We start from the raw sequence: 25647 nt of genomic DNA, 5'->3' as shown, positions 1-25647 counted from the left end.
GCCACCGTATAGGCCTCGGCAGCGCTCCTGTCCGTCCGGTAGCGCACCGCCCGGGCGAACCGCCGGGCCGGCCCGGCGGGGTGGCGGGGGCCGCGCCGGAGGCCGTCGAAGGCGACCTCGACGACCGGTTCCGGCCGGACCGGCACCGTCCGGGCGTCCCGCCCGGTCTCCCGGGCAGCACCGCACTGGTCGTACGGCTCCGCTCATGACAGAACCTACCCGGGGCGGAGGCCTCGATGCCGCCGCGTCGCGGTCAACGCCTCGGTGCGGACGGTCTGTTCGAAGCGGCCGTCCGGGCTGATGCCGGTCAGCGCCGTCCGCAGGTCCCGTTCGAAGGCGTCCTTCCGGCCGCCGAGCCGGGCGGGGGTGAAGGAGGAGTGCGAGAACTGGAGGCCGATGACCTCGTCGAGGGTGCGGTCGATGCGGTACGTCCAGTGCGCGGCCGTGACGCGGGGGAAGGGGGAGCGCCGGAGGATCTCGCGGTTCGACTCCTCCTGTTCCGGGCGGGAGCCGTCGTCTCCGCCGCCGGGGAGCGTGCGGTACGCCTCCCGTACCTCGTCCACGGCGCGCGACCACGCCGTCCCGGCCGGTTCCGTGGCGACGAGGACCACGCCGCCCTCAGGGTTGGCGAGGCCGTCGAGGTCGGCGAGGACCTGCTCGCGGGACATCCAGTGGAACGACCTGCCCATGACGCAGAGGTCCAGCGGGGGAAGGCCCAGCGCGCGCAGGTCCGAGGAGTCTCCCCGCCTCCACCGGATGGTGTCGACGCCCTGCCGTTCGGCGATCGACCGGCCTTCTTCGAGCATGCCCGGTTCCGGGTCCACGGCGATGACGCGGGCGACCAGCCGGGACAGCGGGAGGGCGAGGATGCCTGGTCCGCATCCGAGGTCGAGGGCCGTCTGGGTCCCGTTCAGCCCGAAGGCCTCGGCGAGGAAGTCGAAGAGCTCCCGCGGGTACCGCGGCTGGTAGCGGGCGTAGTGCGACGCGCCGGAGGCGAAGAGCTCACCCGGGGAGGACATCCGGACCTCCGACGACCGGCCGGGGCGTGCCGGGCGGGTTCACCGCGGCCCCGTCCGGGCGGGTGAGGGGCGGCAGGGGTTCCGGCAGGCGGTCGGCGGCGGCCTCCCAATGGGCTCGCGTCCGGCCGGTGCGCGGCGGGGGCCGGCGGTCCTCGGGAGGCACCGGGAATCCGGTCGTCACGGGCGGGTGCACGGGCGTTCCTCCGGCAGGCGGCGGGCGGGGCGGGCTGGGAAGGCGAGGGTGCTGGGTTGCGGTGCGTATCGCCACGTGCACCATAAGTCACAGGTAGGTGGTTCGTCCGACGACTGATCGCCGTCGCTCCAAGCCGAGGAGGCGGGACATGGCGCCCCACCCTCACCCCGACCCCGCGAAGCCGCGTTCCGCACCTCGTCCGGGCCTCGCGGACACGACCTGTGTGATCACCGGAAGCGCGTCGGGCATCGGTCGCGCCGTCGCCCACGCCTTCGTCGGCGCGGGAGCCCACGCCGTCCTGGTGGACCGGGACTCCGACGGGCTGCGCCGGGTCGCCGGAGAACTCGGCCCGGCGGCCTCCGTGGTGGTGGGTGACATCTCGCGGCACGCGGACTGCCTGGAGGCCGCGCGGGCGGCCGAGGGGACGGCGCTGCCGGTCCGGTCGCTGGTCAACTGCGCGGCGAGCTTCCTGGCCCTCGGTGAGGGCGCCGGCCCGGCGGACTGGGACCGGAGCCTGGGCGTGAACGTCAAGGGCAGCGCGATGATGACGTCGGCGCTGGCCCCCCTGCTGCGCAGGGCGGGAGGGGCCTCGGTGGTCAACGTCGCGTCCGTCTCGGGGCACATCGCCCAGCCCCGCCAGTGGACGTACAGCGCCGGCAAGGGGGCGCTGCTCGCGCTGACCCGTTGCCAGGCGCTCGACCTCGCGGACGACGGCATCCGGGTCAACAGCGTCTCGCCGGGCCTGATCTGGACCCCGGAGACCGACCGGATGACCGGCGGCGACCGGGCGCGCTGGGGGCCGGTGCTCGGCGACCACCACATCCTGCGGCGGGTGGGGCAGCCGGAGGAGGTCGCGGCCGTCGTGTTGTTCCTCTGCGGGCCCGGCGCGTCGTTCATCACCGGCGCCGACCTGCCGGTCGACGGCGGCTACCTGGCGATGGGCCACAGCAGGTCGGAACCCGAGGTGCTGCCGGGGCGCAGGGACGACCGGGCCCATGCCCGGCACGTGGACGGGACGCCCGCATGATGCACGCCGTACTGGCGACCGGCAATCCCCGCAAGGCCGCCGAGATCGTCGAACTGCTCCACGGGGTCCTGGAGTTGCTGCCCCGGCCCGGGTGGCTTCCCGAGACCGTCGAGGACGGGACGACGGTCGAGGAGAACGCCTACCTCAAGGCCTCCGCGGTGGCCCTCGCGACCCGCCTGCCCGCGGTGGCCGACGACACCGTGATGGAGGTGGACGCCCTGGGCCTCGCTCCCGGGCTGTTCTCGGCCCGCTACGCCGGTGAGGGCGCGGGCGACGCCGCGAACGTGGCCAAGGTGCTCGCCGAGATGGCGGGTGTCGCCGCCCCGGGCCGGGGAGCCCGGGTGCGCACCGTGGCGCTGCTCTGCTACCCGGACGGACGGCGGGTGGTCAGCGAAGGGGTCGCCCGGGGCCGGATCACCGAACGCCCGCTCGGCGACCGCGGGTTCGGCTACGACACCGTGTTCGTGCCCGACGACGGCGACGGACGCACGCTCGGCCAGATGACCGCGGACGAGAAGGCCCGGCTGTACTGCCGGGGGCGGGCGTTCCGCGGCCTGGCCGCCTCCCTGAAGAGCGCGGCATGCCGGTCGCGCTAGAGCTCGGCGGACACGCGACGGTCCTGATCCGGGCGGACGCCTTCACCCTGCTCTGCGACCCCCACCTGCACGACAGCTACCGCGGCGGCCTCCTCGGCTTCGCCCCCGCTCGACGCGTCCTGCCGCACGCGCTGCCCCGGCCCGACGCGGTGTGGATCTCCCACTCCCACCGCGACCACTTCGACCTCGCCTCCCTGGCCCGGCTCGACCGGGCGCTGCCGGTCCTGCATCCCGACGACCCGAGGATCGCGCACGCCCTCCGCCGGCTGGGCTTCCGCGACACCGTCGTGGTGCGCGACTGGACGGCGTTCAGCCCCCGCCGGGGCGTCGAACTGACGTGGACGCCCTCGACGATGGCGGTCCCCGAGCACGGGCTCTCGGTCCGCACCCGGGACGCCTTCGTCTGGCACATGGTCGACAGCCTGGTCACGCCCGCGTGGGTGCGGCGGCTGCTCGCCGACGGACCACCGCCGGACGTCCTGCTGGCTCCCTGCCAGCCGATCGAGGAGACCCGCAGTGTGGAGGGCGTCCCACCCGGAGTGGACCCGGACTGGTCCGACCCGCTGACGGCGCTGATGGCACAGGTCCGCCCCGCACACGTGGTCCCGCTGCCGGAGGGGCAGTACGGGCTGGGCGAAGCGGCCTGGCTCAACGGGCACAAGTTTCCCGTACCGCCCCGGCTGGTCGACCGGGCGCTGCGCGCGGACGACCCGGACCGCCGGGTGCTGCGCCCCGGCCCGGGAGACCGGCTCACCGTGACGGGAGGGACCGTGCGCTGGGAGGAGGCCGCCGTGGACTGGGTGCGGGCCACCGACGAGCAGCGCGATCGCAGCTACCGTCCGGGAAGCTGGATCGGCCGGCTGGCCGCGGGCCCCGGTCCCGCCGCCGGGGACGGCCGGAGCGCGCCGGACGGCCACGACGGAGCGGCGGCACTGGACCGGCTGTTCCCCGGGCTCCCGGCGCTTCCCGGGGCTGACGCCCCCTCCGGCCGGGTGACGGTGCCCGGCCTGCCCGAGCTCGCCGCGGCCGCCCGGGGCCGGCTCCGCGCCACCGCGTACCGCTTCGTCACGGTGGGCGCCGGCGCGGAGCCGCTCGCGGAGCGGACCGTACGGCTGGGCGTCGAGGGCACGCTGTCCGCCCTGCCGTCGGAGAGCGTGCCGGACGTCGAACTGGCGGTCTCCGTCCGGGATCTGGACGACCTGCTCGACGGGCGCCTGGGCTACTCCGCGGCGCAGTACGGCGGGCGGCTGCGCGAGGTGCGGCCCGGGCCGGCGGCCGATCCCGACGCCGGCCCCGCCGTCGTCACCAGCCGTCATGACCCGGTCCCCGCCACCGGGGCGGTGATGCTGTCGGGCACCGGACTGTTCGCGATCCTGCTGCGCGCCCGGCTCGGTTCGGCGCTGGTGGAGCTGGACCACGAACTCGACGCCCGGCTCCCGGACCATCCGGTGCCTTCGGTGCTTCCGGTGCTTCCGCCCTCCGCGCCGCCGGCCCGTGCCCTTCCCCCGGTCGTCCGGCCGCAGTCGCGGGCCGGGGAGCAGCCGCCCCGGTTCTGGCCGCGCGTCGCCCGTTGCCTGGCGCTGGGCGAGGACCCGTCCGCCGCGTCCGGGACCTTCACCGATGCCGGTCGCACGCACTACCTCGGTGTGCTCGGGCGCGGCGAGTGGCCCGCGCCCGGGCCCGGGCCGGACGACGGCGTGGGGCTGCTCGTGCTGACGAGCCTGCTGGACGCCCAACCCCACCTCGGTGGCGGGGTGCGGTTCCCGGACTCCTCCTACCGGCGGTTGCTGGCGAACATCGAGCGTTCTCCCGTCCGCCGGTGGCGGGTAGCCGCGGCGCTTCCCCCCGGGGTACGGGTGCCCCGGTGGCGTGCGGCCTCGCTGTTCCCCGTCTCGGCCGAGCGGCTCCGTGCCGACCTGGCCCGCCGGGGCTGGGACGGCGAACTGCTCGGCCCGGTCGCTCCCGACCCGGCCGTGACCGGCGGAGCCGAGCGCTGCTGGTGGCTCGGCGTGCCCCCGCTGGAGGGGCCGTCCGACGGCCGGCGGGCCCTGGTCCTCCGGGAGTCGCCCGGGTGCCGGCTCCACGGTCTGGTCGAGGCCGCCCCCGGGCCGGAGGACCCGGCAGTGGAACAGCCCGACTTCCGCGTGCGGGCGGCGCTGTCCCGCCCGTCGGCGCCACCGGACGCCGTCCTGCACGCACTGCTCGGCGGTGACGTGCGGTTCTCCTGGCTGCTGCCGCCCCGGGAGACCGTGCGGAAGGCCGGGCGGACCGTGGACCCGGTCGCCTTCGCGGAGCGGGTCGCCCTGCTCGCCCTCGCGGAACTGGCCCGCCGGGCGTACCCGAGGACCGGGCCGCCACCGGCCGGCACCGGCTGACCCCGACCGCCCCCGGCCGCTTCCGACCGACCTCAAGGACCGTGATGCTCACCGAACTACCGCCCCGGCACCGCCCGGACCACCTCCGCGCCGCGTGCGTCATCCTCGACGGGCAGGACCGGGTCCTGCTCACCGAACCGCGGTCGGCCGACGAGCGGCCCGGCCTGCCCTGGGCCGTCGTGCCGCCGGGCAGCACCGCTCGGGAGACCGCCGCGGACGTGGCCCGCCACGCCTGCCGCCAGCGCGTGGCCCCGACCCGGCTGCGCTACCTCACCGAACTCCACCTCCCGCCCGGCCCCCACGGGGAAGCGCCCCACGACCTGCGGGTGTTCGTCCACCGGTACGCGGGCGCCTCCCGGCGTACCGCACCCGGCCCGGACCTGCGCTGGAGCCCGCTGGTGTCCGGTACCGGGGAGGGCCTTGGACTCGACGCGGCATCCGCGTACTGCGTCGGCGAGTTGCTGCGGCACCGCCCCGACGACGCCGCGGACGACGGCGGGATCCGTGCCGTGGCCGAGATCGAGGACGAGGCGCGGCGGCTGATCGATCCGGTCCCCGCGCTGTGGCGCAGGGACGGAGCGGCCCGCGTGGTGGTCATCGGCCCGCCCGCCGTCGGCAAGAGCACCCTGCTGAAGCGGCACACCGCCCGCGCCCCGGACACCGAGCACGTGCAGGACATCGTCCCGGTGCGCCGGGACCGGGGCCCGGGCCCGGACAACTACCTGACCCGCTACCTGCGCGGGGACGACGCCTCGGGGTTCTTCTGCCAGATGGAGACCCTGCTGCTGCGGGTCCTGCAGAACCTCCGCACCGGCGAGAGCGGCGTCATGGACCAGGACGTGCACAGCTCGCTGGCCTACGCCAAGGCGCTCCGGCTGAGCGGCGCCCTGAGCGCCCAGCAGTACGAGACGTACTACCGCTACCACCACCTGATCACCTCCGCGCTGCCGCCGCCCGAGGCGGTGGTCCACCTGACCGCCCGTACCGACGTGCTGATGCGCCGGCTGCGCCGCCGCGACCGCGTCCTGGAGCGCTCGTTCACCAGCTCCTACGTGTCCCTGGTGGCCCAGTGCTTCGAGGACGTGGCCGAGGAGCTCGCCCCGCGGATCCCCGTCCACCACCTCGACACCTCCGAGCTGAACCCCGACCAGGTGCTGGCGCGCTTCGAGGAGCTGCTCCCCGTGCGCGCCGGCTCCACCGACCGAAGGACCGACCGACATGACCAAGCCCAAGGCTGACTGGCGCAATCCGGGACCCGCCCCGACCGGCGGCCCGCTCATCGACACGTTCGGCCGGGTCGGCGGCGACCTCCGGATCTCCGTGATCGACAAGTGCAATCTGCGGTGCACCTACTGCATGCCGGCCGAGGGGCTGCCCTGGCTGGAGAAGGAGGAGCTCCTCACCGTCGACGAGATCGACCGGCTCGCCCGGCTCTTCCACTCCCTCGGGGTGCGCGACTTCAAGATCACCGGCGGGGAGCCGACCGTCCGCCGGGAACTGCCCGAGATCGTGGCCCGGGTGTGCGCGCTGGAGGGGGTTGACGTCTCCATCACCACCAACGGGCTGCTGCTGGACCGCCTGGCCCGCCCCCTGCGGGAGGCGGGGCTGCGCAGGATCACGGTGTCCTGCGACTCCCTGATGAGGCACCGCTACGCCGAGATGACCCGTCGGGACGCCTTCGACAAGGTGACCGCGGGGCTGGAGGCGGCCCGCGAGGCCGGATTCGACCCGATCAAGATCAACTGTGTGGTGATCCGCGGCAGCAACGAGGACGAGGCCGTCGACTTCGCCCGCCTGGCGCGGGAAGGCGGCTACGACGTGCGCTTCATCGAGTACATGCCGCTGGACGCGGAGCGGACCTGGGAGCGGGAGAAGGTCGTCCCGGCCGCCGAGACGCTGGCCGCGGTCTCCGCGGCCTACGACCTGGCCCCCGTCGTCCAGGACGCGCCGCAGCCGGCCACCTCCTTCCGCTTCGCCGACGGGGCCCCGGGGGTCCTGGGCTTCATCCCCTCGGTGACGAAGCCCTTCTGCGACAGCTGCAACCGCATGCGGACCACGGCCGAAGGCGCCTTCCGCGTCTGCCTGTTCGCGCTGGAGGAGACCGACCTGCGCACCGCGCTCCGCTCCGGTGCCGACGACGCCGAACTGGAACGGCTGGTCCGCGAGGCGCTCTGGCACAAGTGGCCCGGACACAAGATCAACCACCCCGACTTCGTCCGGCCCGACCGCAGCATGTCGATGATCGGCGGCTGAAGCCGTGAACGGCCGTGTGGTCTCCTTCACCTGGGGCCGGGGGCTGGGCCACGTCTCCCGCCAGATCGCCGTCCACCGCGAACTGCGCGGGCTGGGCCGGGACTCCCTGCTGCTGACCGAGCGGCCCCAACGGCTGATCGAGGACTACGGCTTCGCCCAGACCGTCCTGCCCACCGACGCCGACAGCCTGGTCGGCGAGCCACTGCACGGGACCGGCCCCGCGGTGGACCACGGTCTCGCCCGGGCCATGGTCGCCTGGGTGCTGCGACCGGACGACGTGGTGCTGCACGACGTGACGGTGCAGCGGGAACTGTACGACCAGGCCGCCCGGCTGGGCTGCCCCCAGTTCCTGGTGCACCGCTTCCAGCGCAACCGCCCCGACCCGCCCCACTGGGTCTCCCGCCACACGCCCGCCATCGGCACGATCTACCTGCTGGGCGAGCCCGGACCGGAGGAGACCGTCCACGGGGTGCGCGTGCTGGGGGTGCCCCACGTCGTCCGACCGCTGCTCGACGACCGGTCGCCCTGGCCCGAGGACACCCGCGCCCTCCGGGTCGCGGTGGTGGCCGGCGGCGGCGGGCACGACGACGCGCCCGGATTCCTCACGGCCGCGCTGCACGGCATCCGCGCGTTCACGCGCGGACGCCCCGCCGGCGTCGACGTCCTGGTGCTCACCGGCCCGCACTTCGACGGAGCCGTCCTCGTGCCACCCGGCCTGCCCGGGCCGGTACGGGTCCGCCCGTACCTGGGGCCGTCGTACGACGTGTACCGGCACGCCGACGCCGCGATCACCCACGCCGGGTACAACACCGTGCAGGAACTGGTCCGTTCCGGCCTGCCGGTGGTGGCCGTCCCCGGCGTCCGCGACTTCGACGACCAGCGCGTCCACCTCAAGGCCGCCGACAGCCCCAACGTGGTGGTCACCGACGCCGAGGAGCACGCCATCGCCCGCGCCCTGGCCGAAGCCCTCAACGGCCCGTCCGGCACCCGGGCCCGGCCGGCCGCCACCCCCGCCCGACAGGCGGACGGCGCCGCCCGGATCGCCCGCGACCTGCTCGCCGCCACCTCCCGCGGCAGCGGCGCGGGGGCGCCGTGACGCCCGGACACCGCCCCCGCTCGACACGGTCGATGTCGAGCCGACCACCGAATCCTGCCCTCAGGAGAGTTGATCTTCCCCGGCTTCGGGAGGATGCCCCGTGGCAGCCGTGCACGTGACCGTGTGGGACGACCGCGACCGGGCCGGCGGCCGCACGCCCAGGGACCCGCCGCCGTCAACGCCGCCCTGCGGGAGTTCTGGGGCCGACCCGGTTCCGCACCGGCTACCGGTCCCGCCCCGCGGCCGCGGGCCTACCAGCCGACTTGCGGACTGCCGGACCAGGGGCGGTGATAGGAGGAGGGAAGAACAGCGAACCCGTCCGCGGGCCGTCCGGCCCAGGAGGAACCATGTCGCACCACAAGTCGAACAAGGACGTCGAGGGCGACCCCGACACCGGCCACGGCCGCGGCCTGCCGCGACGCCCCGACGAGGCCGAGCTCGAGGAGCGCACCGAGGAGGACCGCGAGGAGGTCGGCCTGGCGCCCGACGCCGACGAGGCCGACGAGGACGGCAGATAGGAGCAGGGCCTGGTGAGCCGCCCGCCCCGGTGGTGGTCGGCGTCCTGCGCACGCTCCCGGCCGACCGACGCGCTCGGGGGGGCGGGGGGCCGGGGGGGCCTGGGGGCCCGGGGGGGCCCGTCTCACCGGGCCCCCCGGGCCCGCGGGGGGGGCCGGGGCGGGCGGGGGGGGGGGGGGGGGGGCGTGGGGGGGGGGGGGGGCGGGGGTCGGGGGGAACCGCGGGATCAGAAGGTGAGGTTCCAGGCGTCGATCGTGCCGGTGTCGCCGGAGGCGCCGTCCTTCACGCGGAGCTTCCAGGTGCCGTTCGCCGCGCTCGCGGAGGCGTTGACGGTGTAGGTCTTGGCGACGTTGTCGGTGCTGTCGCTGTTCGGGAAGTCCTCCAGGAGGTAGACCGTGCCGTCGGGCGCGACCAGGGAGAGGACGAGGTCGCCGCGGTAGGTGTGCTTGATGTCCACGCCGACCTTGAGCGTCGCCGGGGCGTTGCCGGTGACACCGGTGACGGTGATCGGGCTCTCCACCGTGGTGTTGTCGGGGATCGCCACGTCGGCGGTGTTCTCGAAGTACGTGCCGGTGGGCTGGGTGGCGCCGCCGACCGCCTTCAGCGCGTCGACCTGGCCCTCGCCGAAGAAGGAGTTGTTGGCGGTGGTGCCGGTGCAGCGGCTGTCGGAGGCGGGGCAGGCCAGGTCGTTGGCCTGGCTCGCCAGCCGGGCCCGGATGTCGGCCGGGGTGAGCGAGGGATTGCTGCTCGCGATCAGCGCGGCCACCCCGGTGACGTGCGGGGACGCCATCGAAGTGCCGCTCTTGGTGCCGTACTTGCCGCCGGGCAGGGTCGAGTAGACGCCGGTGGCACCGTCACCGCCGGGCGCCGCGACGTCGATGACGCCCCGGCCGAAGTTGGAGTAGGAGGCCTTGCCGCTGCCGCTGCCCGTGGCCGCGACGGTCACCACGCCGGGGAGTTCGGTGGGGATGTCGATGCAGGCGTTGCTGATCGTCCGGGTGACCTTGGTGGAGTCGTTCGGGCTCTCGGTGTCGGTGGTCTTGTTGGCCAGGTCGTAGTTGGCGTTGCCGGCCGCCGCGACCTGCAGCGAGCCCTTGCCCTCGGCGTACTCCTGAGCGCGCTTGACGCCCTCGATGATGGCCGCCTGGTCGAGGTCGTTCGGGCAGTTGAACTGCCAGGGGTCGGTGTAGTAGCTGTTGTTGGTGACCTTGAAGCCGTGGTCGCCGGCCCAGACGAAGCCGCAGACGGTGTTCTCGGCGTAGAACAGGGTGCTGGTCGGCTCGGCGATCCGGACCGAGGCGATCTTCACGCCCGGTGCGACACCGATGACGCCCTTGCCGTTCTTCGCGGCCGCGATGGTGCCGGCGACGTGGGTGCCGTGGGTGTCCACGTCCCGCCAGGCGCCGGTGCGGGCGTCGGGCTTGCCGTAGGCGCAGGAGACCGAGTCGGCGGCGTCGAAGTTCGGCGCGAGGTCCTGGTGCTGGTCGTCCACGCCGGTGTCGAGCACGCCGACCTTGACGGACGGCGAGCCGGTGCTGACGCTCCAGGCCTGGTCGGCCTTGATCTGCGTCATGTCCCAGCGGTTGGACTCGGTGAGCGTGGTGGTCGCCTGCGCCGGGTTGGCGGGCAGCGCCGGGCTGTAGGCGTCGGCCGGCACGTCGGAGGTGCGGGTCGCGCCGACCTGCTGGATGCCGGTGACGGTGCGCAGCGCGGCGGCGAAGCCGGCGCTGGTGGAGTGGGCGACGATGACGCCGATCTGGTCGTAACTCGAGAAGACCGTACCGCCCTTGGCGGCGACGGCTGCCTTGGCAGCGGCGATGTCGGCGGGGGCGCTGATCACCAGGTAGGCCCGGGTGCCGGCGGCCCACCCCGCCGCGCCGCCCGCGGCGGCGGGAACGGCGGGGGCCTGGGCGGCGGGGGCCTGCGTGGCGGGCGCTTGTGCCGCGGGCGCGGAGACGGCGCCGGGGACGGTGGGGGTGGTGGTCGTGGTGGCGGCGGTCGCGAACGCGGTGGGGGTGGCGAGCGCCATGGCCGAGAGCACGGCGAGGGCTGCGGCCGGGCGGCCGAGCCGCCGGGATATCAGGGGTGACACGTATCCTCCGATTCAGACCGTGCGTGAGGGGGATCGCACGGGAATTGAGGGAAACATGCCAGATTTAGCAGGAGTTGGGGAAGACTTTACGCCCGGCGACTTTCCACGGAAGCGTTACGTTTTGATGTCACGGGGCCTCCGGCACCCATCGGGGTGTCATCAGGCGAGCGGCAGCATCATGAGGGGCCGCCCGGTGGGGTGGTCCGATCCGCCGGACGGTTCCTCGGTCACGCCGACCCCGTCGGCGCCGCCGATGCTCCCGGTGAGCAGCAACTGCCTGTCGCCGGCCCGCAGCAGGCCAGCCGGCCTCATCGTGCCGCCATCGTCGAACCACAGCTCGTAGGCACGCCCCCGCGGCGGGACGGGCATGCCGGTGACGAGGAACGCGGCCTGCCCGCGGCCGGCCGACCACACGACCGTGGCGGCGGCCGGGCCGGAGACCGCAGTGGAGGTGCGCACGTCCGGAGCGGACAGCAGGCTCGCGACGGCCGCCTGCTGGTCGCGCAGCCGACTCGCCTGGGCCTGGGCCCGGCCCGCCTCACCGTGCTGTCGCACCGCGATGGCACCGGCCCCCGCGGCCAGGGCCAGGCACGCCGCCAGGAGCACCCTGGGCCACTGCCGTGCCAGGCTCGACGTGTACCGCGGTCGCGCCGCCGCGGGCCCGGCCGTCGACCGGAGCTGGCGGACGTGGCCGATGCCCCGCATCACCCGCGCCTTGAGCTCCTGCGGCGGCTCCACCGATTCGGCGGCCCCGAGCCGCGCCAGGGTCACCTGGAACTCGGAGACCTCCCGCGCGCAGGCCGGGCACTGGGCGAGGTGGCGCTCGAACGCGACGCGGTCCCCGTCCGGCAACGCGTCCGCCGCGTACGCACCGGTGAGGGTGTGCGCATCGGGTACCGCATTCATGATCCCACTCCCAGGCAGTCGCGCAGGCGGATCAGGCCGTCCCGCATCCGGGTCTTGACGGTGCCGAGCGGGATGCCCAACAGCTGGGCGACCTCGGGGTAGGTGTGCCCCCGGTAGTACGCCAGGGTGACCGATTCACGCTGCAGTTCCGTCAGCGACCGCAGGCATCGGCGGACCTGCTCGCGCTCCAGCCGGCCCTCGACCTGCTCGACGACCTCGTCGAACGCGGGAACACGTGCCCGGGCGGCCGCCCTCTGGTCCCGGTCGGTGGCGGCCTGCGCGGCCCGGACCCGGTCCACCGCGCGTCGGTGGGCCACCGTCAGCACCCAGGCCATCACCTCGCCGCGCTGCGGCTCGTACCGGTCCGCGGTGCGCCACAGCTCGAACATCACCTCCTGGGTGACCTCCTCCGACTGCGACGGATCCCGCAGCACCCGCAGCACGAGGCCCAGCACCGGGCCGGCCACCGCGTCGTACAGCCGGGCGAACGCCTCCTGGTCGCCGAACGCCGTCCTGGCGACCAGTTCCTTCAGATCCGGGCCGCGGAAGCGGGGAGCGGGAAGGTACACGACGGCGCTCACCCCCGCCTCCCTCCGCGGCCGTTGTCGGATCCGGCCGGCTGCGACCGTCCGGGCCTGCCGTGCGAACGGTAGCAATGCATGAGGGCCTCCTGGGCCGAGCGGCGGGCAGGACCGGTCGATCGGCACCGGTCGGGATGGGGCGCGCGCCCGCCGGGGGGTGTCGGTCCGGATCGCCGGGCGCGCGCCTGCTGGGGGGTCAGACGGTGAGCAGGGTGGGCGCGGCGGCCTTGTCGGTGGGCAGGAAGTCGTCCGGAACGGGGTACCGGCCGAGCACGAAGTTGAGGATCGCGGCGTGCATGGCCTCGACGGGGGCGATACCGGCAGCGGTGGCGATGCCGGCGGGGCTGGCGACGTTGTAGGCCGCGAAGAGGTACGTCTGGGCCGCCTGGTCCTCCAGTCGGAGGGCGAGCTCGGCAACGTCGCCGACGGAGGCGGCCTTGCCCAGCGCGGCCAGCGTCTCCGGCTGGTTGGAGAGCGGCACGTCGGTGATCGCGGGCAGGCCGGCACCGGTGAGGACGGCGTTCCAGGCCTTGGCGTGGTCGGCGTGCTGGGCCATCGCGGCGGTCACGAACGTCGCCACCGCCGGGGGGACGGCACCGAGCCTGCCGGCCTTCGCGGCGTCGAGTGCGGCCTGGTAGGCACCGACGGCCTGGTTCTCCAGCGCGGTGGCCAGGGCCACCACCTTCAGATCGCCGGTGTACCTCCCGGACGCCCGGGCCGAAGCCGGCGTGGTGGAGGCGCCGCCGCCGGGGACGGGGTTGGTGCGGCTCCGGCTGCTGGAGCACGCGGTCAGGACGAGGCCGGCGGCGGCCCCGCCCGCGCCGAGCAGGAAGCGGCGGCGGCCCACGTCGACCCGCCTGGTGGCGCGGATGTCCGCGACCAGCTCGCGGGCGGTCGCCCGCATGGCCGGGAGGGTGGCCCGGTGGGCTTCGTTCATCTCCCGGGTCAGACGGGTGAGTTCGGCCTCGCCGACGGCGGGCTCCCAGGTACGGTCGGCAGTCACTTCACGGCCCCTTCGGCGATCGGGGAGGCGTTCTCGGTCGTCTGGAAGGCATCGGGGAAGCCCACGCTTCCGGCCGCGGCGGGCAGCTTCGCCGGGTCGACCGGGATGGTCACCAGGTCGGCGGCGTCGCCCGCCAGCAGCGCCTGCACGGCCAGCAGGACGGCGCGGTGCTGGGCCTCGACCGGGGCGACGGAGGCGAAGAGCCTGCGCAGGTCCGCGCTGCCCACCTGGCCGACGTTCCTGGTGTAGGTCTGCGCGGCGACGTCCTCCAGGGTGATGGCGAGCTTCACCACGTCCGCCGGGGTCCTGAGGGTGGGCAGCGCCTGGTCGACGACGGCCTTGTACTTCGGGTCGGGGTCGTTCTGCGCCTTGCCGCCGGCGGCGGTCGCGGCGGTGTTGAAGGCCTTGGCGTGGGCCTGGTGCTGCTCGGTGGTCCTGGCGATGAACGCGGCCACCGTCCGGTTGCCGTCCTTGATGAACGGCAGGCCCGCGGCGGCCCGGTAGACGGCCACGGCCAGGTTCTCGATCGACGCGGCGGTCTGCAGCGCCCGGATGTCGTCCCCGGAGGCCGTCGCCGACGGGGAGGCCGCCGCCCGGGTCAGGCCGGCCAGGCCGACCGCTCCCGCCAGGCCCGCGAGCGCCGTGCCACGCTGCCACCAGCGGCGCGCGGGCTCGGCGCCCTGCTCGAAGTCGGTCAGCGCGGTGCGGGTGACCCGCAGCGCGTCACTGTTCAAGTCCTCTGACTGCTCGGCGAGTTCTTCCAGCAGCCGGGTGTCGATGTGCTCGCTGGCCATCATGTCCCGTCTCGGCTCGTCGGCCCGGCCGAATGCCGGACCGCTTCCTCCCGGCCTTCGGCGCCTCCCCGGCCCCGGCTTGGTCACAGGGCCGGATGGGCCCGTAGTTCACCCGTGAGGGTGAACCACCAGGGCGAGGTGGACAGCGTGCGCCAGCCCCTCCCCCGGTCACCGGCCGCTCGATCCACCGAGGCCTCAGGGATCCGTCGGGGGCGGTCTTCGACCTGAGGTGGAGTCCTACGACCGGGAAGATGCACCCCTGGGCGGACCTGCTCCGCCCTCCAAGGTGGACGCCTCACGTCACAAAGAACTGAAAGTCTGTCAACTACCGTGATTGAGAGGAATGTTGATGACATTCGTCGGCAGGCCCCAGGAGGACGGAATGGCGGATACGAGGCCCGGGAAAGCTTGGTCGAAGGGTCGGAGGTGGCGGCGCCCGGTCGGGCGGTCGGCGATCGTCGCGCTCGCCGGTGCGGGCCTGCTGGCGGCCTTGGCCCCGGCCGCCGGCGCGACGGGCGCCCCGGCGGCGCCCCACCGGGTGACGGCGGACGGGGCGGCCCTGGACGCGGCGGTCCGGGCCATGGTGCGGGAGGGCGGGGCGGCGGCGACGCTGGCCCGTGTCCGGGAGAACGGCTCCACGGTCTGGAAGGGTGCGGCCGGCGTGGCCGACCTGGCCACCGGTGCGCCCGCCGATCCGGACGGCCGGTTCCGGATCGGCAGCGTCACCAAGACCTTCGTCGCGACGGTGGTCCTCCAACTGGTCGCGGAACACCGGATCGGCCTCGACGACTCCGTCGAGAGCCGCCTGCCGGGCGTGGTCCCGAACGGCGCCGGCATCACCGTGCGCCAACTGCTCAACCACACCAGCGGCATCCACGACTTCACCGAGGACCCGGCGTTCGACGCGAGCAACGAGGAGACGCTGCGGCAGTGGCTGGCGGGTGGGCGCTGGACGTCCTACCGGCCGCAGCAGCTCGTGGACATCGCCGACAAGTACCCGCCGTACTTCGCCCCCGGTCAGGGCTGGCACTACTCCAACACCGACTACGTGCTCATCAGCATGATCATCGAGCGCCTCACCGGGCGCAGTTGGGCGCAGGAGGTGGACCGCCGCATCATCCGGCCGCTGGGCCTGACGGGCACGTCGATGCCTATCTACTCGCCCTTCATCCCCGGCTCCCACGCGCACGGCTACTACAAGCTCCCCACCGGCCCCGCCGACGTGACGCTGCTCAACCCGTCGATGGCGTCCGCCGCCGGGGCGGGCATCTCCACCACCGCGGACCTCACCCGCTTCATCGCCGCCCTGCTCGGCGGGCAGCTGCTCGGCCCGGCCGAACTCGCCGCGATGAAGGACACCAGCGGCCCGAACGCGGCCGCCGGCTACGGCCTCGGGCTCCAGCGGTTGACCACACCCTGCGGCGAGTTCTGGGGACACGACGGCGGCATCCCCGGCTACAACACCCTGCTGGTCGGCGAGGTCACCGGCAAGCGGCAGTTCGCCACCTCGATCAACCGGTACGACCTGTCGGACCATGCCGCGATGCTGAGGACCTCCAACGCCCTGTACTCCGCGGGCACTTGCGGCGGTGGCCCGTCGGCCTCCTCGCCGTCGGCGGTCCCGTCCGACGCCGCCGCGACACCGTACTCCGCCGGACCGCTCGCCGGACCGCTCGCCTGAGCGTTTCGACGCACTGAAGGCCGCTCCCGGTCACTCGAAATTCACAGCCCGGGGTCTACTCGCATAGACAACGATGGGGCATCCTGGTCCGATGCCGGCGCTCGAAGCCCGTCGCCCCCCGTTTCCCGGGAGCGGCAGGCGGTGGCGCCGGAGGGATCGGTCGGCCCTCGTGCCGGAGCACTGTCGCGTCACAGCACTGCGTACGACCCCTACGTCCGGGCCGCTTGCGTCGGCCCGGCGCCGGACCTCCCGCCCTCCCACCGAGGCGCGGCAGGAGGGCGGGGGTCGAGTCGGATGCACACCATCCTCACCGGGAGATGCAGATGAAGCCACGCACCGCAGCCACCGTCGTCGCCCTGGCCCTGGCCGGCCTCGCCCTCTCGGCGCCCACGGCCGGCGCCAGCGGCACCAAGCTGTCGCAGTCCGCGGCCGCCGGCCAGTTCAGCGGCGCCGGCATCACGTGGAGTTCCAGCGGGGGCCGCACCACCAGGTCCAACTCCACCTGTACCTCGTTCGACCAGATCAACTCGGGCACCGTCAGCGCCGTCATCACCCTCAAGCAGGCCAGCGGCTGCGCCATCAACATCACGGGCGGCACCGAGGTCGGCCACGCCTCCGGCACCTACAGCCACTACAACGGCTACAAGGTCGACATCGCCCGCAGCTCCTGCATCGACGGCTACGTCCAGAACAGCTTCACCTACATCGGCCTCCGGGGCGACGGCTACCCGCAGTGGCAGGCCGCGTCGGGCAACCTGTACTGCAACGAGGGCAGCCACTGGGACGTCCTCATCTACTGACGCCGCCCCGGGCCTTCCCCGGGATCTTTCCGGATCAGGAAGCGGCGCCGTGACGGGGACCGAGGGCGCGTCACGGCGCCGGACCGTGCCGAGGAACGCACCCTCGGCCTCACCGTCGCCGACAGGCTGCCGAGGCTCCAAGGCCTGACCACGCCACGGCACTTGACCGCCCCGCCCGTCCGCGCCCCGTGCGGACGGGCGGGGCGGCGCGCGTCACGGGGCGGTCCGCCGGCCGGCCGCTTCGCGGACGCGGGCACGCAGCCAGCGGTGGGCCGGGTCGTTGTCGTGGCGAGGGTGCCACAGCATGCTGACGCGCAGCGGCTTCACGTCCAACGGCACCGGGAAGGCAACCCGTTCGAGCGGGTCGGCCAGACGGCCGGCCAGGGCGGCCGGCACGATCCCGACCAGGTCGCCGGCGGCTACCAGGCGCAGCGCCGTGGCGAAGCCGGGCACGGAGGCCGCGACGGTACGCCGCACTCCCTCGGCCTCCAGCATCCTGTCGACCGCGGTGCGCAGGCGGCCGTGACGGGAGACCACGACGTGGTCCCACGCCGCGAAGCGGGCCGCCGTGACCTCGCCGCGGCTCAGCGGGTGACCGGCGCGGACCACGCCGAGCAGCGGCTCGCGGACCAGCCCTTCCGAGCGGAGGTCGGCCTCCTTGGAGGCGTTGACCGCGATCGCGACATCCGCGGCGCCCTCGCGCACCGCCGCGCCTTCGTCGGCCGCCCGCCCTTCGCCGAGGAAGCGCAGCTGGACGCCGGGGGCTTCGGCGCGCACGAGGGCCAGCAGGTCCGTACCGAAGCACCCGATCAGGTCCTCGGGCGCCAGAACGGTGAAGCTGCGGCACCAGGCGGCCGGCGCGTCCTCCTCCGCGGGCCCCAGCAGGTTCCGGGCGTCCTCGACCAGGGCTCGTACCCGCGGACGCAGCGCCAGCGCGTGCGCGGTCGGCTTCAGTCCGCGGCTGGAGCGCACCAGCAGGGGATCGCCGAAGGCGGTCCGCAGCCGGCCCAGGGCCCTGCTGACGGCCGGTGCCGACAGGTCCAGCCGGCGGGCCGCCGCGGTGACGCTGCCCTCCTCCAGTACGGCGTCGAGGATGACGAGGAGGTTGAGGTCGAGGGACGTGACTTTCACCAAGTGAAAATAGCACTTGCATTCTTTTCACTGGTCGCAATCCGCGACCGCTCCTAGGCTCGTGAGCACCGCCGCAGGATGCAGCCCCGGACGCCCCGGACGCACGGTCCGAAACCCCCCGCGTACGAGGGGAGACGGCGGCCACAGCAGCCCGAGAACGGGCCCGGACACGACATCAAGGAGCACCACCCATGACGGACGACCCAATCGACCCAATCGACCCAATCGACCCGGTCGAACTGGTCGCACTGGGCAGCCGGGCGCTGGCCGCCGCCGGGCACGGTGACATGGTGTGGGGACACCTGGCGGTCCGCGACCCAGACGGGCGCGGCGTGTGGATGAAGTCGGCCGGCTGGGGGCTGGAGGAGATCACTCCCGAGCGCGTCCTGCTCGTCTCGTGGACCGGCGAGCGGTTGGCGGGAACCGGACGCGTCCACCTCGAACACCACCTCCACACCGAACTCATGCGGGCCCGTCCCGACGTGCGCGCCAGCGTCCACACCCACTCCCCGACGGTCAACGCCTTCAGCGCGCTCGGTGAACCGCTCCGCGCGCTCAGCCACGACGCCGTCGTCTTCGCCGAACACGGCCTGCCCCGGTACACCGCCACCGACAACCTCGTCCGCACCCCCGGGCTGGGCCGCGCGCTCGCGGCCGACCTCGGCGGCGCCCGCGCCTGCCTGATGCCCGGACACGGCCTGGCGGCGGTCGGTCGGGAAACCGCCCACGCGGTCATGTACGCGATCCTGCTCGAACGGGCCTGCCGGACCCAGCTCACCGCCCGCGCCGCGGGCGAGCTCCGGCACTGGACCGGCCATCAGGAATGCCTGGAGAAGGACGCGGTGGCCTGGCCCGACAGCCAGATCGACGCCGGCTGGCGGTACTGGCTACGCCGAGCCGCACTCCTCCAGGCCCACTGACCCTTCCCGTTCCCGAAAGACGCCCACGCGGAAGGAACCCCGCACGTGGACCCCCACGCCTCCCCGATACCCGCCCCGCCGACCGCGCCCGCCGCCGGGACCACCGCCACTCCCGGGGCGGGTTCCCCGGGCGGCAGACGGCGGATCGGCACCTGGGCGGTCGCCCTCGCCTTCTGGGCCGTCACGGCCGGGACGACGGTGCCCACCCCGCTCTACCCGCTGTACGAGCGCGCCTTCGGTTTCTCTCCGCTGGCCGTGACCGTGGCCTTCGCGGTCTACGCGCTGGCCGTGGTCGCGGGACTGCTGGCGCTCGGCGGGCTCTCCGACCGGTACGGCCGCCGTCCGGTCGCCGCCGCGGCGCTGCTCACCGCCCTGGCGGCCGCCGTCGTGTTCCTCCTCGCCGAGAACCTGGCCGCCCTCCTGGTCGGACGGGTGCTGTCCGGGCTGGCCGCCGCGCTCATCACCGGGACCGCCACCGCCCACCTGGCCGAACTGGCGCCCGCCGACGGCCGGTTCCGTGCCGGGCGGCTGGCACTCGCCGCGAACATGGGTGGCCTGGCCTGCGGCCCGCTGCTCGCGGCCGCGCTCGCCGACACCACCGGCTGGCCGCTGCGAGCCGTCTGGGTCGCCGCCGCGGCCCTGCTGACGGCAGCCCTGGCCGCACTCGCCGTGGCCCCGGAGACCGTGACGCCGAGGGAGCGGGGAACCGGGTCGGTCGCCCGCGCGCCCCGCGTGCCCACCGCCCTCCGCAGGGAGTTCCGGCACGCCGCGCTCGCCGCGGGCGCGGGGTTCGCCGTCCTCGGCGTGCTCACCGCGGTGACCGGGCTGTTCCTGACCGAAGTCGCCCACCTCCACGACCTCCTGGCCACCGCGGCAACCGTCTCCCTCGCTTTCGCCTGCACCGGCACGGGCCAGCTCCTGGCCGCACGACTGGGGCGCGCCGCCCTGCCCGCGGCGTGCGCCGGGCTGATCGTCGCGGCCGGGCTGATCGCCGCCGCCGTGGCGGCCTCCTCCCTCCTGCCGCTGCTCGGCGCGGCGCTGACGGTCGGCCTGGCCACCGGCGTCGCCGTCGGCCACGGGATCGCGCTCATCGGCGCGCGCACAGCGCCCGGGACCCGCAGCCGTACCGTCTCGGCCTTCTTCGCCGCCCTGTACACCATGCTGGCCCTGCCGGCCGTAGGCGTCGGCGCGCTGATCGGCGCCGTCGGACTGCGCACCGCCACCACCGTCTTCGCCGCCGCGGTCGCCGCCCTGGCCGCCGCCGTCCTCCTGACCCAGCGGGCACCCGCCCGCCGGTGACTTCCCCGGAGAACGGGCCGGCCGGCCACCGGAACGCGCCGGCAGACGACGAGATGATCCCGCAGCCGCCAGGAGCTCGCTCACCGGCGAGACGGCGACAGCCCGCGTGAACCGTTCGTGGGCAGCCGGCCGTATCCACCGATGAGATGACCACCCGACAGTGTCATCTCGTCAGTTCCGGCTCCGTGCAGCCGTGTTGGTGGAGTGCGGCGGCAGCACGGCACGGGGCCGCGCTCCCCCGCGCTCCACCACTTTTCGCCGCCCATAGATTTCGGAGAAACCCTCTTGCGCACCAGCAGGTTCACCTCGGTCACCCTGGCCGGCGCCATGACACTGGCGGCTCTCGCCGTCGGCGTCGGCCCGGCGGTCGCCGCTCCGTCCGACCCGGTCGACCCGGCCTCCGTCACCGTCTCCCCCGGGGACCAGGACGTGGAGGTCTTCGCCGAGGACGGTGCCATCAGCCGGACCAAGGTCCCTGCCGCCTCCCCCTTCGTCGGCGCGCCGGTCATGAACGCGGCCGGCGCCGCGGCGGACGGCACCGTGACGAAGATCGTCAACAATGGGAGCACGGACAGCAAGCTGGACGTGGTCATGATCGGCGACGGCTACACGGCCTCGGAGCAGGACAAGTTCCGCAAGGACGCCGCGGCGAAGTGGAAGGACATCAGCGCCGTCGAGCCGTACGCCACCTACCGCAAGCTGTTCAACGTGTGGGCCGTGGGCGCCGTCTCCGCCCAGTCGGGCGTCTCCGGCGACCCGAAGCAGGACACCGTCCGCAAGACCGCCCTCGGCTCGCGCTTCTGGTGCAACTCCATCGAGCGGCTGCTGTGCGTGGACATCAAGGCCGTCGACACCTACGCCGCCAAGGCCCCGCAGGCCGACCTCGTGATCGTCGTCGCCAACACCGCCAAGTACGGCGGCGCCGGCTACGGCAGCACCCAGTCGCCGCTCGGGTACGAGGGCATCGCCACCGTCGCGGGCGGCAACAGCGCGTCCGGTCAGATAGCCGTGCACGAGACCGGCCACTCGCTGGGCAAGCTCGCGGACGAGTACTGGGCCGACGGGGCGGGGCCCTACCAGGGCGCGGAGCCCCCGCAGCCCAACATCACCACCCTGAGCGCCGACCGGATGCGCCAGGACAAGGCCAAGTGGTACCGCTGGCTCGGGAAGACCTCGCCCGACGGCGGCACCGTCGGCGCGTACCAGGGCGGCAGCAACTACCCGACCGGCCTCAACCGGCCGACCGACAACTCCGTGATGCGCTCCCTCGGGCGGGAGTTCAACCTCCCTGGCCGCGAGGCGATGATCGCCGGCTTCTACCGGCACGCCTCCACCCTCTCCAGCAGCACGCCGGTCACCACCCGCCTGACCGCGACCGACCACCTCACCGTCGACCTCCCGGTCTCCGGCACCAAGCTGCGCTGGTACCTCGACGGCAAGGAGGTGACGGCCCTGCGCGACCACAAGTCGATCGCCGTCTCCGACCTCGGCCCCACCGGCTCCAAGCCCGCGGCCCACGAGCTCAAGGCCGTGGCGAACGACCCCACCTCGGCCGTCATCGACCCGGCCCTGACCCCGGCGCTGACCCGCAGCCTGGTCTGGAGCGTCACCCGCTGACCACGGGCGTGGACCCTCACGGCCGAGCCGACGAGGGTCCACGTCGACCTGGTCCGACGCGACGTCACCCTTACTCCGGACGCCGGGTCGCCGTGTGCTTCCGTCGCTGGTGCCCGGCCGTGTTGTTCGAAAGGATGCTCAGGTGGCGAACTTGACCCGGATCTTCACGATGACCCGTACCAACTTCCGCTCGGCCGACCCGGTCGAGCGGTGGACCGCGCGTGCGACCTGGGCGGCGCTGACCGCGACGGGCTGGCTCGTGGTGATGTTCACGACCGTCTGGGGGGCCATGGTCGCCGGGGTTCCCCTCGGTACCGTCAGGTGGCTGGCGGTCTTCCTCTCGCTGGCGGTCCCCGCCGTCTCGCTGATCGCCGTCACCTCCGAGGCCGGCGGGCGTACCGGCGCCCCGGCGCTGACGGTCGTTCTCCTGCTGGCGGCCGTCCTGCTCGTCATCGCCTTCGTCTGAGTCGGGGGGGGCGGCCCGCCCCCGGGCATCGCCTACGGGTGCCTCCCGCCCGGAGTGCACGCACCGGGGACCACCCGGAACCCGGTCGGCGCGTCGCGACGTTCGAGAGGCCGGTCGGCGAGCCCCCTCCCCCGAACCCCCTCCCCCGAGCCGGAACGCGGGGACGGGCAGGCCGCCCGCAACGTTCGGGCGGCCTGCCCGTCAGTCCCCGGTTTCCCCGGTTCGCGGCTATCCGAGGCCGCGGGCGTCCTGCTTCAGCGCGGTGTCCACGGTCAGCGCGGTCGCCACGACCAGGCTGAGCAGCGGGTCGGGGAGCGGGCGGTGGATCTGGAGAACGTAGTTGTCGGCCGTGGTGAACATCGTCTTCGCCAGGCCCTCCCAGGTCTTGGTGATCCGGGCGATCTCGGTGTCCGTGCCGTCGACGATGGAGAAGTTCCAGGCCCGCCAGTTCTCGGCCTTGATCGCGCCGACCTTCTGACCGCCGACCTCCAGCGAGAAGTTGATCTTCCCGATGGCGTTCTGCTGAACGATCTGGCCGACCTCCTGGCCGTCCGGACGCTGCACGATCACCCGCGACTTGATGAACTTCGCCGGACGGGTCAGCAGCAGCACCGGGGTGCCCTGCGCGTCGCGGATCTCCAGCTTGTGGGTCAGGTACTGGTCGATGGAGAAGAGCAGCCGTACCACCTTGCGCAGACCGCTCTGGCCGACCTGGACCACCGAGCCCAGCGTGGCGCCCTGCTGGTCGAAGACCGAGTACTCGTTGGTCAGCTCGATCAGCTTGGCCTTCTGGTTCACCACCAGGACGGGCTCGGAGAAGAGGGTGCCGCCGCCACCGTAGACCGGTCCGACGCCCGCCTGCTGCCGTACCTGGCGCTGCACCCTGGCGGAGTCGCCGACCGCAGCGGTCGGCCCCCCGGGGAAACCGGGGATGTTCGTGTTCTGGGACATGCCCGGCAGGCTAGGGCCAATCCACCGTCAGCAGCGAGATCGTTTCGGACGCCCACCCGGCGCGCCAGGGACTCCGAGTCGCGAATTCGACCTGCGGATCGGCGTGTTGCGAACGAGGGCCGACCGACGACCGGCACGCGTGTGGCCGATGTCACATCCGCCGATCGATCACGGACGGCGGAAAAACCGTGCGACATCGAACGGAGCCGCACCCGTAGGCACGTACCTGTAGGCCGGTGCAGGCACCCGGCTCCCCGGCCTACGCCCCCCGGGCGCCTCAGGCCGGGGCCGCGGCGACGCCGAGCCGCCACGCCTCGATGTCGCGGTAGTGGATCGGCCCGGGGCCGCGACCGATGTTGCTGCCGACGAGGTGGAGGCGTTCGGTCCGCCACGGCCGGCCCACGAACCCCGTGAGCCCGGCCGCCGCCAGCGGCACGCTGACGGAGTCGTCGCGGCGGGAGCGGGCCAGGGTGAGATGGGGGTTCAGCGGCCGCTCCCTGAAGTCGATCCCGCAGGACCTGGCGAGGTCCCGGACGTCGGCGGCGAGCCGGTGCAGTCCTTCCAGGTCACCGTCGATGCCGGTCCACAGCAGCCGCTGGTCGAAGTAGCCGCCGCCGCGCAGGCCCAGCCGCAGGGCGGGGCGCGACGGGGCCGCGGCGGCCAGCGCCGACCGCAGCAGCGGCACCGCCGTGGACGACTGTTCGCCGAGGAAGGCCAGGGTGATGTGCCAGTCCTCGATCCGGTTCCACCGCAGCCGCGGATAGCCGGCATAGGCGGGTCGCAGGGCCCTGGCCAGTTCGTCCTTGGCGTCGTCGGGCGGGGCGAGCGCCACGAAGACGCGCAGGGTCCGGGGTTCGGGGTGATCGTCCACGAGGGGGGAGGGTAGTCGACGGCTGGCGCCACCCTCGACTCTCCCGTACGGGCCGGCCGGGCCCCGGTGCGGCGGCCCTGTCCGACCGCCGCACCGGGACGCCGTCAGGTCAGAGCACGACCTCCTTGAGGAGGCCGGTCGCGACGTCGAGGACGAAGCCGCGCACGGCGTCCGTGTGCGGGACGAAGGGACTGGTGCGGATCCGGGCGGCCGACTGGCGCACGTCCGTCTCCAGGTCGGCGAAGGCCTCGGCGGCCCACGGGGGCTTGACGCCGGTCTCCACCCGGATCGACTCGCGGAAGGCGTCGTCGCCGAAGGTGAGCATGCCGCAGTCGGTGTGGTGGATGAGGATGATCTCCCGGGTCCCGAGCAGCCGCTGGCTGATCGCCAGCGAGCGGATGGCGTCGTCGGTGGCCACCCCGCCGGCGTTGCGGATCACGTGCGAGTCGCCTTCGGCGAGGCCGAGTGCGCCGTACACGTTGAGCCGGGCGTCCATGCAGGCCAGGACGGCCGTGCGGCGGGCCGGCGGGAGCGGGAGCCGCCCGTCGAAGGCCGCGGCGTAGTCGGCGTTGTTGCGCAGGTAGTGGTCGGTGGCGGTGTCGGTCATGGTGGACGGCTGTCCTCTCGGTGCGGTCGGATCGTGGTCGGCCGGGACGCGCGGGAGCGCCCCGTCCCGCCCGCGGGTGCGTGCTGCGGGCGGCACGGAGCAGCGGGTGAGCGCGTCCCGCCGGATGCGTCCGGAGCGCCACTCGGAGGGTCCGTCGACCGGGGCGACGGCCGACCCTCGCGGCGGCGGGGAGCGACGGCCGCCACGGCGGTGCCGTTCGGAACGGAGCGCAACGGAAGAGCGCAACGGAACGACACGGCCGGGCGGCTGGAACGGGCGATCAGACGATGACCGGACAGCCTGTGGAGTGGATGCGGCCGAAGTCGATGTGACGACGGCGGACGAGCACGGTCATGCGGGCACGGTACTGCCCGCCGGAGCGGCCCCGCCCGGGATTCGCCCATTCTCCACTCCGCCGGGTGACCGCCTCCGTGGACAGCCGAGCTGCGGCGATCCCACACGTTCCCTCACGTCACATGCCGCCCTCTCGGACCGCGCCGGTCGGCGCCGGGTTCTCGGGGAGCCGCCACCCGCCGCCGCGGTCCTCCTTCGAGAAGCGCGCGGCGAGATCGGGAACGTGGAGGAAGCAGGCCAGTGCGGTGGCGGCCTGGAAGGCGTCGATCGCACGCCGGCGAACCGCTTCCCTCACGGAAAACGGTGGCGAACCCAAGGATCGACACACCACCCTCGGATGACCACGTGATCGCGGAAACACAGGTGCGTGACGACGGATTCCCGCCCGCCCAGCAGGACGAAACTCCGCCGAAATACCCACCGACGTGCGCTAGTTGATGCGCCACCGCGCCCGGCCGTCGCCCTTTCTCCGGAACAGCGGCCGACGCACCGATCGACT

The 25647-nt window shown here is 73.9% G+C and carries 24 protein-coding genes; 13 read left to right on the top strand and 11 right to left on the bottom strand.

Annotated features, from left to right (window positions below; genetic code table 11):
* Positions 1 to 215 precede the first annotated feature (215 nt).
* The gene (locus tag ACFCY1_RS00395) at positions 216 to 1019 is read right to left on the bottom strand and encodes a class I SAM-dependent methyltransferase (RefSeq protein WP_375872973.1); all 804 of its coding nucleotides are present in this window, start codon (positions 1017 to 1019) and stop codon (positions 216 to 218) included.
* A 416-nt stretch (positions 1020 to 1435) separates the two neighbouring features.
* Here ACFCY1_RS00395 and ACFCY1_RS00390 point away from each other — a divergent pair, with 416 nt between their 5' ends.
* From ACFCY1_RS00390 to ACFCY1_RS00360, 7 genes are all read left to right on the top strand, one after another.
* Positions 1436 to 2239, top strand: coding sequence for an SDR family oxidoreductase (locus ACFCY1_RS00390; RefSeq protein ID WP_220450004.1), 804 nt, complete (start codon positions 1436 to 1438; stop codon positions 2237 to 2239).
* Positions 2236 to 2835 (top strand): non-canonical purine NTP pyrophosphatase, encoded by a 600-nt coding sequence (locus ACFCY1_RS00385; protein ID WP_375872972.1) that lies wholly within the window; start codon positions 2236 to 2238, stop codon positions 2833 to 2835. Before ACFCY1_RS00390 ends, ACFCY1_RS00385 begins: the two co-directional genes overlap by 4 nt.
* Positions 2820 to 5210 carry an MBL fold metallo-hydrolase gene (locus ACFCY1_RS00380; protein ID WP_375872971.1) on the top strand — a complete coding sequence of 797 codons (2391 nt, stop codon included), beginning with the start codon at positions 2820 to 2822 and terminating at the stop codon, positions 5208 to 5210. Before ACFCY1_RS00385 ends, ACFCY1_RS00380 begins: the two co-directional genes overlap by 16 nt.
* A 44-nt stretch (positions 5211 to 5254) precedes the next feature.
* Positions 5255 to 6448 (top strand): deoxynucleoside kinase, encoded by a 1194-nt coding sequence (locus ACFCY1_RS00375; RefSeq protein ID WP_375872970.1) that lies wholly within the window; start codon positions 5255 to 5257, stop codon positions 6446 to 6448.
* Positions 6429 to 7463, top strand: coding sequence for a GTP 3',8-cyclase MoaA (moaA, locus tag ACFCY1_RS00370; RefSeq protein WP_049657070.1), 1035 nt, complete (start codon positions 6429 to 6431; stop codon positions 7461 to 7463). Before ACFCY1_RS00375 ends, moaA begins: the two co-directional genes overlap by 20 nt.
* Positions 7464 to 7467: 4 nt before the next feature.
* Entirely contained in the window at positions 7468 to 8559 is a 1092-nt protein-coding gene (locus ACFCY1_RS00365) for a glycosyltransferase (RefSeq protein WP_375872969.1), read from the top strand.
* 347 nt (positions 8560 to 8906) lie between these two features.
* Entirely contained in the window at positions 8907 to 9077 is a 171-nt protein-coding gene (locus ACFCY1_RS00360) for a hypothetical protein (protein ID WP_181970411.1), read from the top strand.
* A 224-nt stretch (positions 9078 to 9301) separates the two neighbouring features.
* Here ACFCY1_RS00360 and ACFCY1_RS00355 read toward each other — a convergent pair whose 3' ends face one another.
* The 5 genes from ACFCY1_RS00355 to ACFCY1_RS00335 all read right to left on the bottom strand — a co-directional run bounded on the left by ACFCY1_RS00355 (position 9302) and on the right by ACFCY1_RS00335 (position 14451).
* A complete protein-coding gene (locus ACFCY1_RS00355) occupies positions 9302 to 11104 on the bottom strand; it encodes a S8 family serine peptidase (RefSeq protein ID WP_375873138.1) in 1803 nt (600 codons plus the stop codon).
* Positions 11105 to 11326: 222 nt separating this feature from the next.
* Positions 11327 to 12073, bottom strand: a complete 747-nt coding sequence (locus ACFCY1_RS00350; RefSeq protein WP_375872968.1) for an anti-sigma factor domain-containing protein — start codon at positions 12071 to 12073, stop codon at positions 11327 to 11329.
* The gene (gene sigK, locus ACFCY1_RS00345; protein ID WP_375872967.1) at positions 12070 to 12654 is read right to left on the bottom strand and encodes an ECF RNA polymerase sigma factor SigK; all 585 of its coding nucleotides are present in this window, start codon (positions 12652 to 12654) and stop codon (positions 12070 to 12072) included. Before sigK ends, ACFCY1_RS00350 begins: the two co-directional genes overlap by 4 nt.
* Positions 12655 to 12850: 196 nt before the next feature.
* Positions 12851 to 13657 (bottom strand): ferritin-like domain-containing protein, encoded by an 807-nt coding sequence (locus ACFCY1_RS00340; protein ID WP_375872966.1) that lies wholly within the window; start codon positions 13655 to 13657, stop codon positions 12851 to 12853.
* Complete coding sequence (locus ACFCY1_RS00335) at positions 13654 to 14451, bottom strand: ferritin-like domain-containing protein (RefSeq protein ID WP_375872965.1); 798 nt, start codon at positions 14449 to 14451, stop codon at positions 13654 to 13656. The genes ACFCY1_RS00340 and ACFCY1_RS00335 overlap by 4 nt, the downstream gene beginning before the upstream one ends.
* 382 nt (positions 14452 to 14833) lie before the next feature.
* Between ACFCY1_RS00335 and ACFCY1_RS00330 the strand changes: the two genes are divergently transcribed.
* The gene (locus ACFCY1_RS00330; RefSeq protein WP_375872964.1) at positions 14834 to 16132 is read left to right on the top strand and encodes a serine hydrolase domain-containing protein; all 1299 of its coding nucleotides are present in this window, start codon (positions 14834 to 14836) and stop codon (positions 16130 to 16132) included.
* Positions 16133 to 16455: 323 nt separating this feature from the next.
* A complete protein-coding gene (locus ACFCY1_RS00325; protein ID WP_375872963.1) occupies positions 16456 to 16932 on the top strand; it encodes a hypothetical protein in 477 nt (158 codons plus the stop codon).
* A gap of 213 nt (positions 16933 to 17145) precedes the next feature.
* Here the strand turns inward: ACFCY1_RS00325 and ACFCY1_RS00320 are convergent, their stop codons facing one another.
* On the bottom strand, positions 17146 to 18063 hold the full coding sequence (locus ACFCY1_RS00320) for a LysR family transcriptional regulator (protein WP_375872962.1): 918 nt from the start codon (positions 18061 to 18063) through the stop codon (positions 17146 to 17148).
* A gap of 191 nt (positions 18064 to 18254) precedes the next feature.
* Here ACFCY1_RS00320 and ACFCY1_RS00315 point away from each other — a divergent pair, with 191 nt between their 5' ends.
* The 4 genes from ACFCY1_RS00315 (at position 18255) to ACFCY1_RS00300 (ending at position 22365) form a co-directional block, all read left to right on the top strand.
* On the top strand, positions 18255 to 18983 hold the full coding sequence (locus tag ACFCY1_RS00315; protein WP_375872961.1) for a class II aldolase/adducin family protein: 729 nt from the start codon (positions 18255 to 18257) through the stop codon (positions 18981 to 18983).
* 45 nt (positions 18984 to 19028) lie between these two features.
* Positions 19029 to 20282 (top strand): MFS transporter, encoded by a 1254-nt coding sequence (locus ACFCY1_RS00310; RefSeq protein WP_375872960.1) that lies wholly within the window; start codon positions 19029 to 19031, stop codon positions 20280 to 20282.
* 285 nt (positions 20283 to 20567) lie between these two features.
* Complete coding sequence (locus ACFCY1_RS00305) at positions 20568 to 21899, top strand: M64 family metallopeptidase (RefSeq protein ID WP_375872959.1); 1332 nt, start codon at positions 20568 to 20570, stop codon at positions 21897 to 21899.
* A 142-nt stretch (positions 21900 to 22041) separates the two neighbouring features.
* A complete protein-coding gene (locus ACFCY1_RS00300) occupies positions 22042 to 22365 on the top strand; it encodes a hypothetical protein (RefSeq protein WP_375872958.1) in 324 nt (107 codons plus the stop codon).
* A gap of 228 nt (positions 22366 to 22593) precedes the next feature.
* Here the strand turns inward: ACFCY1_RS00300 and ACFCY1_RS00295 are convergent, their stop codons facing one another.
* The 4 genes from ACFCY1_RS00295 to ACFCY1_RS00280 form a co-directional block, all read right to left on the bottom strand.
* A complete protein-coding gene (locus ACFCY1_RS00295) occupies positions 22594 to 23316 on the bottom strand; it encodes an LURP-one-related/scramblase family protein (RefSeq protein ID WP_375872957.1) in 723 nt (240 codons plus the stop codon).
* A 277-nt stretch (positions 23317 to 23593) separates the two neighbouring features.
* On the bottom strand, positions 23594 to 24187 hold the full coding sequence (gene thpR / locus ACFCY1_RS00290; RefSeq protein ID WP_375872956.1) for an RNA 2',3'-cyclic phosphodiesterase: 594 nt from the start codon (positions 24185 to 24187) through the stop codon (positions 23594 to 23596).
* A 109-nt stretch (positions 24188 to 24296) separates the two neighbouring features.
* Entirely contained in the window at positions 24297 to 24794 is a 498-nt protein-coding gene (locus tag ACFCY1_RS00285) for a beta-class carbonic anhydrase (RefSeq protein ID WP_375872955.1), read from the bottom strand.
* A 472-nt stretch (positions 24795 to 25266) separates the two neighbouring features.
* Complete coding sequence (locus ACFCY1_RS00280) at positions 25267 to 25443, bottom strand: hypothetical protein (protein ID WP_375872954.1); 177 nt, start codon at positions 25441 to 25443, stop codon at positions 25267 to 25269.
* Between the last annotated feature and the right edge of the window lie 204 nt (positions 25444 to 25647).

This window comes from Kitasatospora sp. NPDC056273, from assembly GCF_042268845.1.
In the GTDB taxonomy this organism is placed as follows: Bacteria; Actinomycetota; Actinomycetes; order Streptomycetales; family Streptomycetaceae; genus Kitasatospora.
Note: the sequence above shows the minus strand (reverse complement) of the source record. Positions and strands in the feature narration are given on the sequence as shown.

Coding starts and splice junctions, on each gene's coding strand:
- ACFCY1_RS00285 (WP_375872955.1), bottom strand. CDS start 24,794: ATGACCGACACCGCCACCGACCACTACCTGCGCAACAACGCCGACTAC.
- ACFCY1_RS00335 (WP_375872965.1), bottom strand. CDS start 14,451: ATGGCCAGCGAGCACATCGACACCCGGCTGCTGGAAGAACTCGCCGAG.
- ACFCY1_RS00355 (WP_375873138.1), bottom strand. CDS start 11,104: ATGGCGCTCGCCACCCCCACCGCGTTCGCGACCGCCGCCACCACGACC.
- ACFCY1_RS00385 (WP_375872972.1), top strand. CDS start 2,236: ATGATGCACGCCGTACTGGCGACCGGCAATCCCCGCAAGGCCGCCGAG.
- ACFCY1_RS00330 (WP_375872964.1), top strand. CDS start 14,834: ATGGCGGATACGAGGCCCGGGAAAGCTTGGTCGAAGGGTCGGAGGTGG.
- ACFCY1_RS00325 (WP_375872963.1), top strand. CDS start 16,456: ATGAAGCCACGCACCGCAGCCACCGTCGTCGCCCTGGCCCTGGCCGGC.
- ACFCY1_RS00350 (WP_375872968.1), bottom strand. CDS start 12,073: ATGAATGCGGTACCCGATGCGCACACCCTCACCGGTGCGTACGCGGCG.
- ACFCY1_RS00375 (WP_375872970.1), top strand. CDS start 5,255: ATGCTCACCGAACTACCGCCCCGGCACCGCCCGGACCACCTCCGCGCC.
- ACFCY1_RS00360 (WP_181970411.1), top strand. CDS start 8,907: ATGTCGCACCACAAGTCGAACAAGGACGTCGAGGGCGACCCCGACACC.
- ACFCY1_RS00395 (WP_375872973.1), bottom strand. CDS start 1,019: ATGTCCTCCCCGGGTGAGCTCTTCGCCTCCGGCGCGTCGCACTACGCC.
- ACFCY1_RS00295 (WP_375872957.1), bottom strand. CDS start 23,316: ATGTCCCAGAACACGAACATCCCCGGTTTCCCCGGGGGGCCGACCGCT.
- ACFCY1_RS00315 (WP_375872961.1), top strand. CDS start 18,255: ATGACGGACGACCCAATCGACCCAATCGACCCAATCGACCCGGTCGAA.
- moaA (WP_049657070.1), top strand. CDS start 6,429: ATGACCAAGCCCAAGGCTGACTGGCGCAATCCGGGACCCGCCCCGACC.
- ACFCY1_RS00380 (WP_375872971.1), top strand. CDS start 2,820: ATGCCGGTCGCGCTAGAGCTCGGCGGACACGCGACGGTCCTGATCCGG.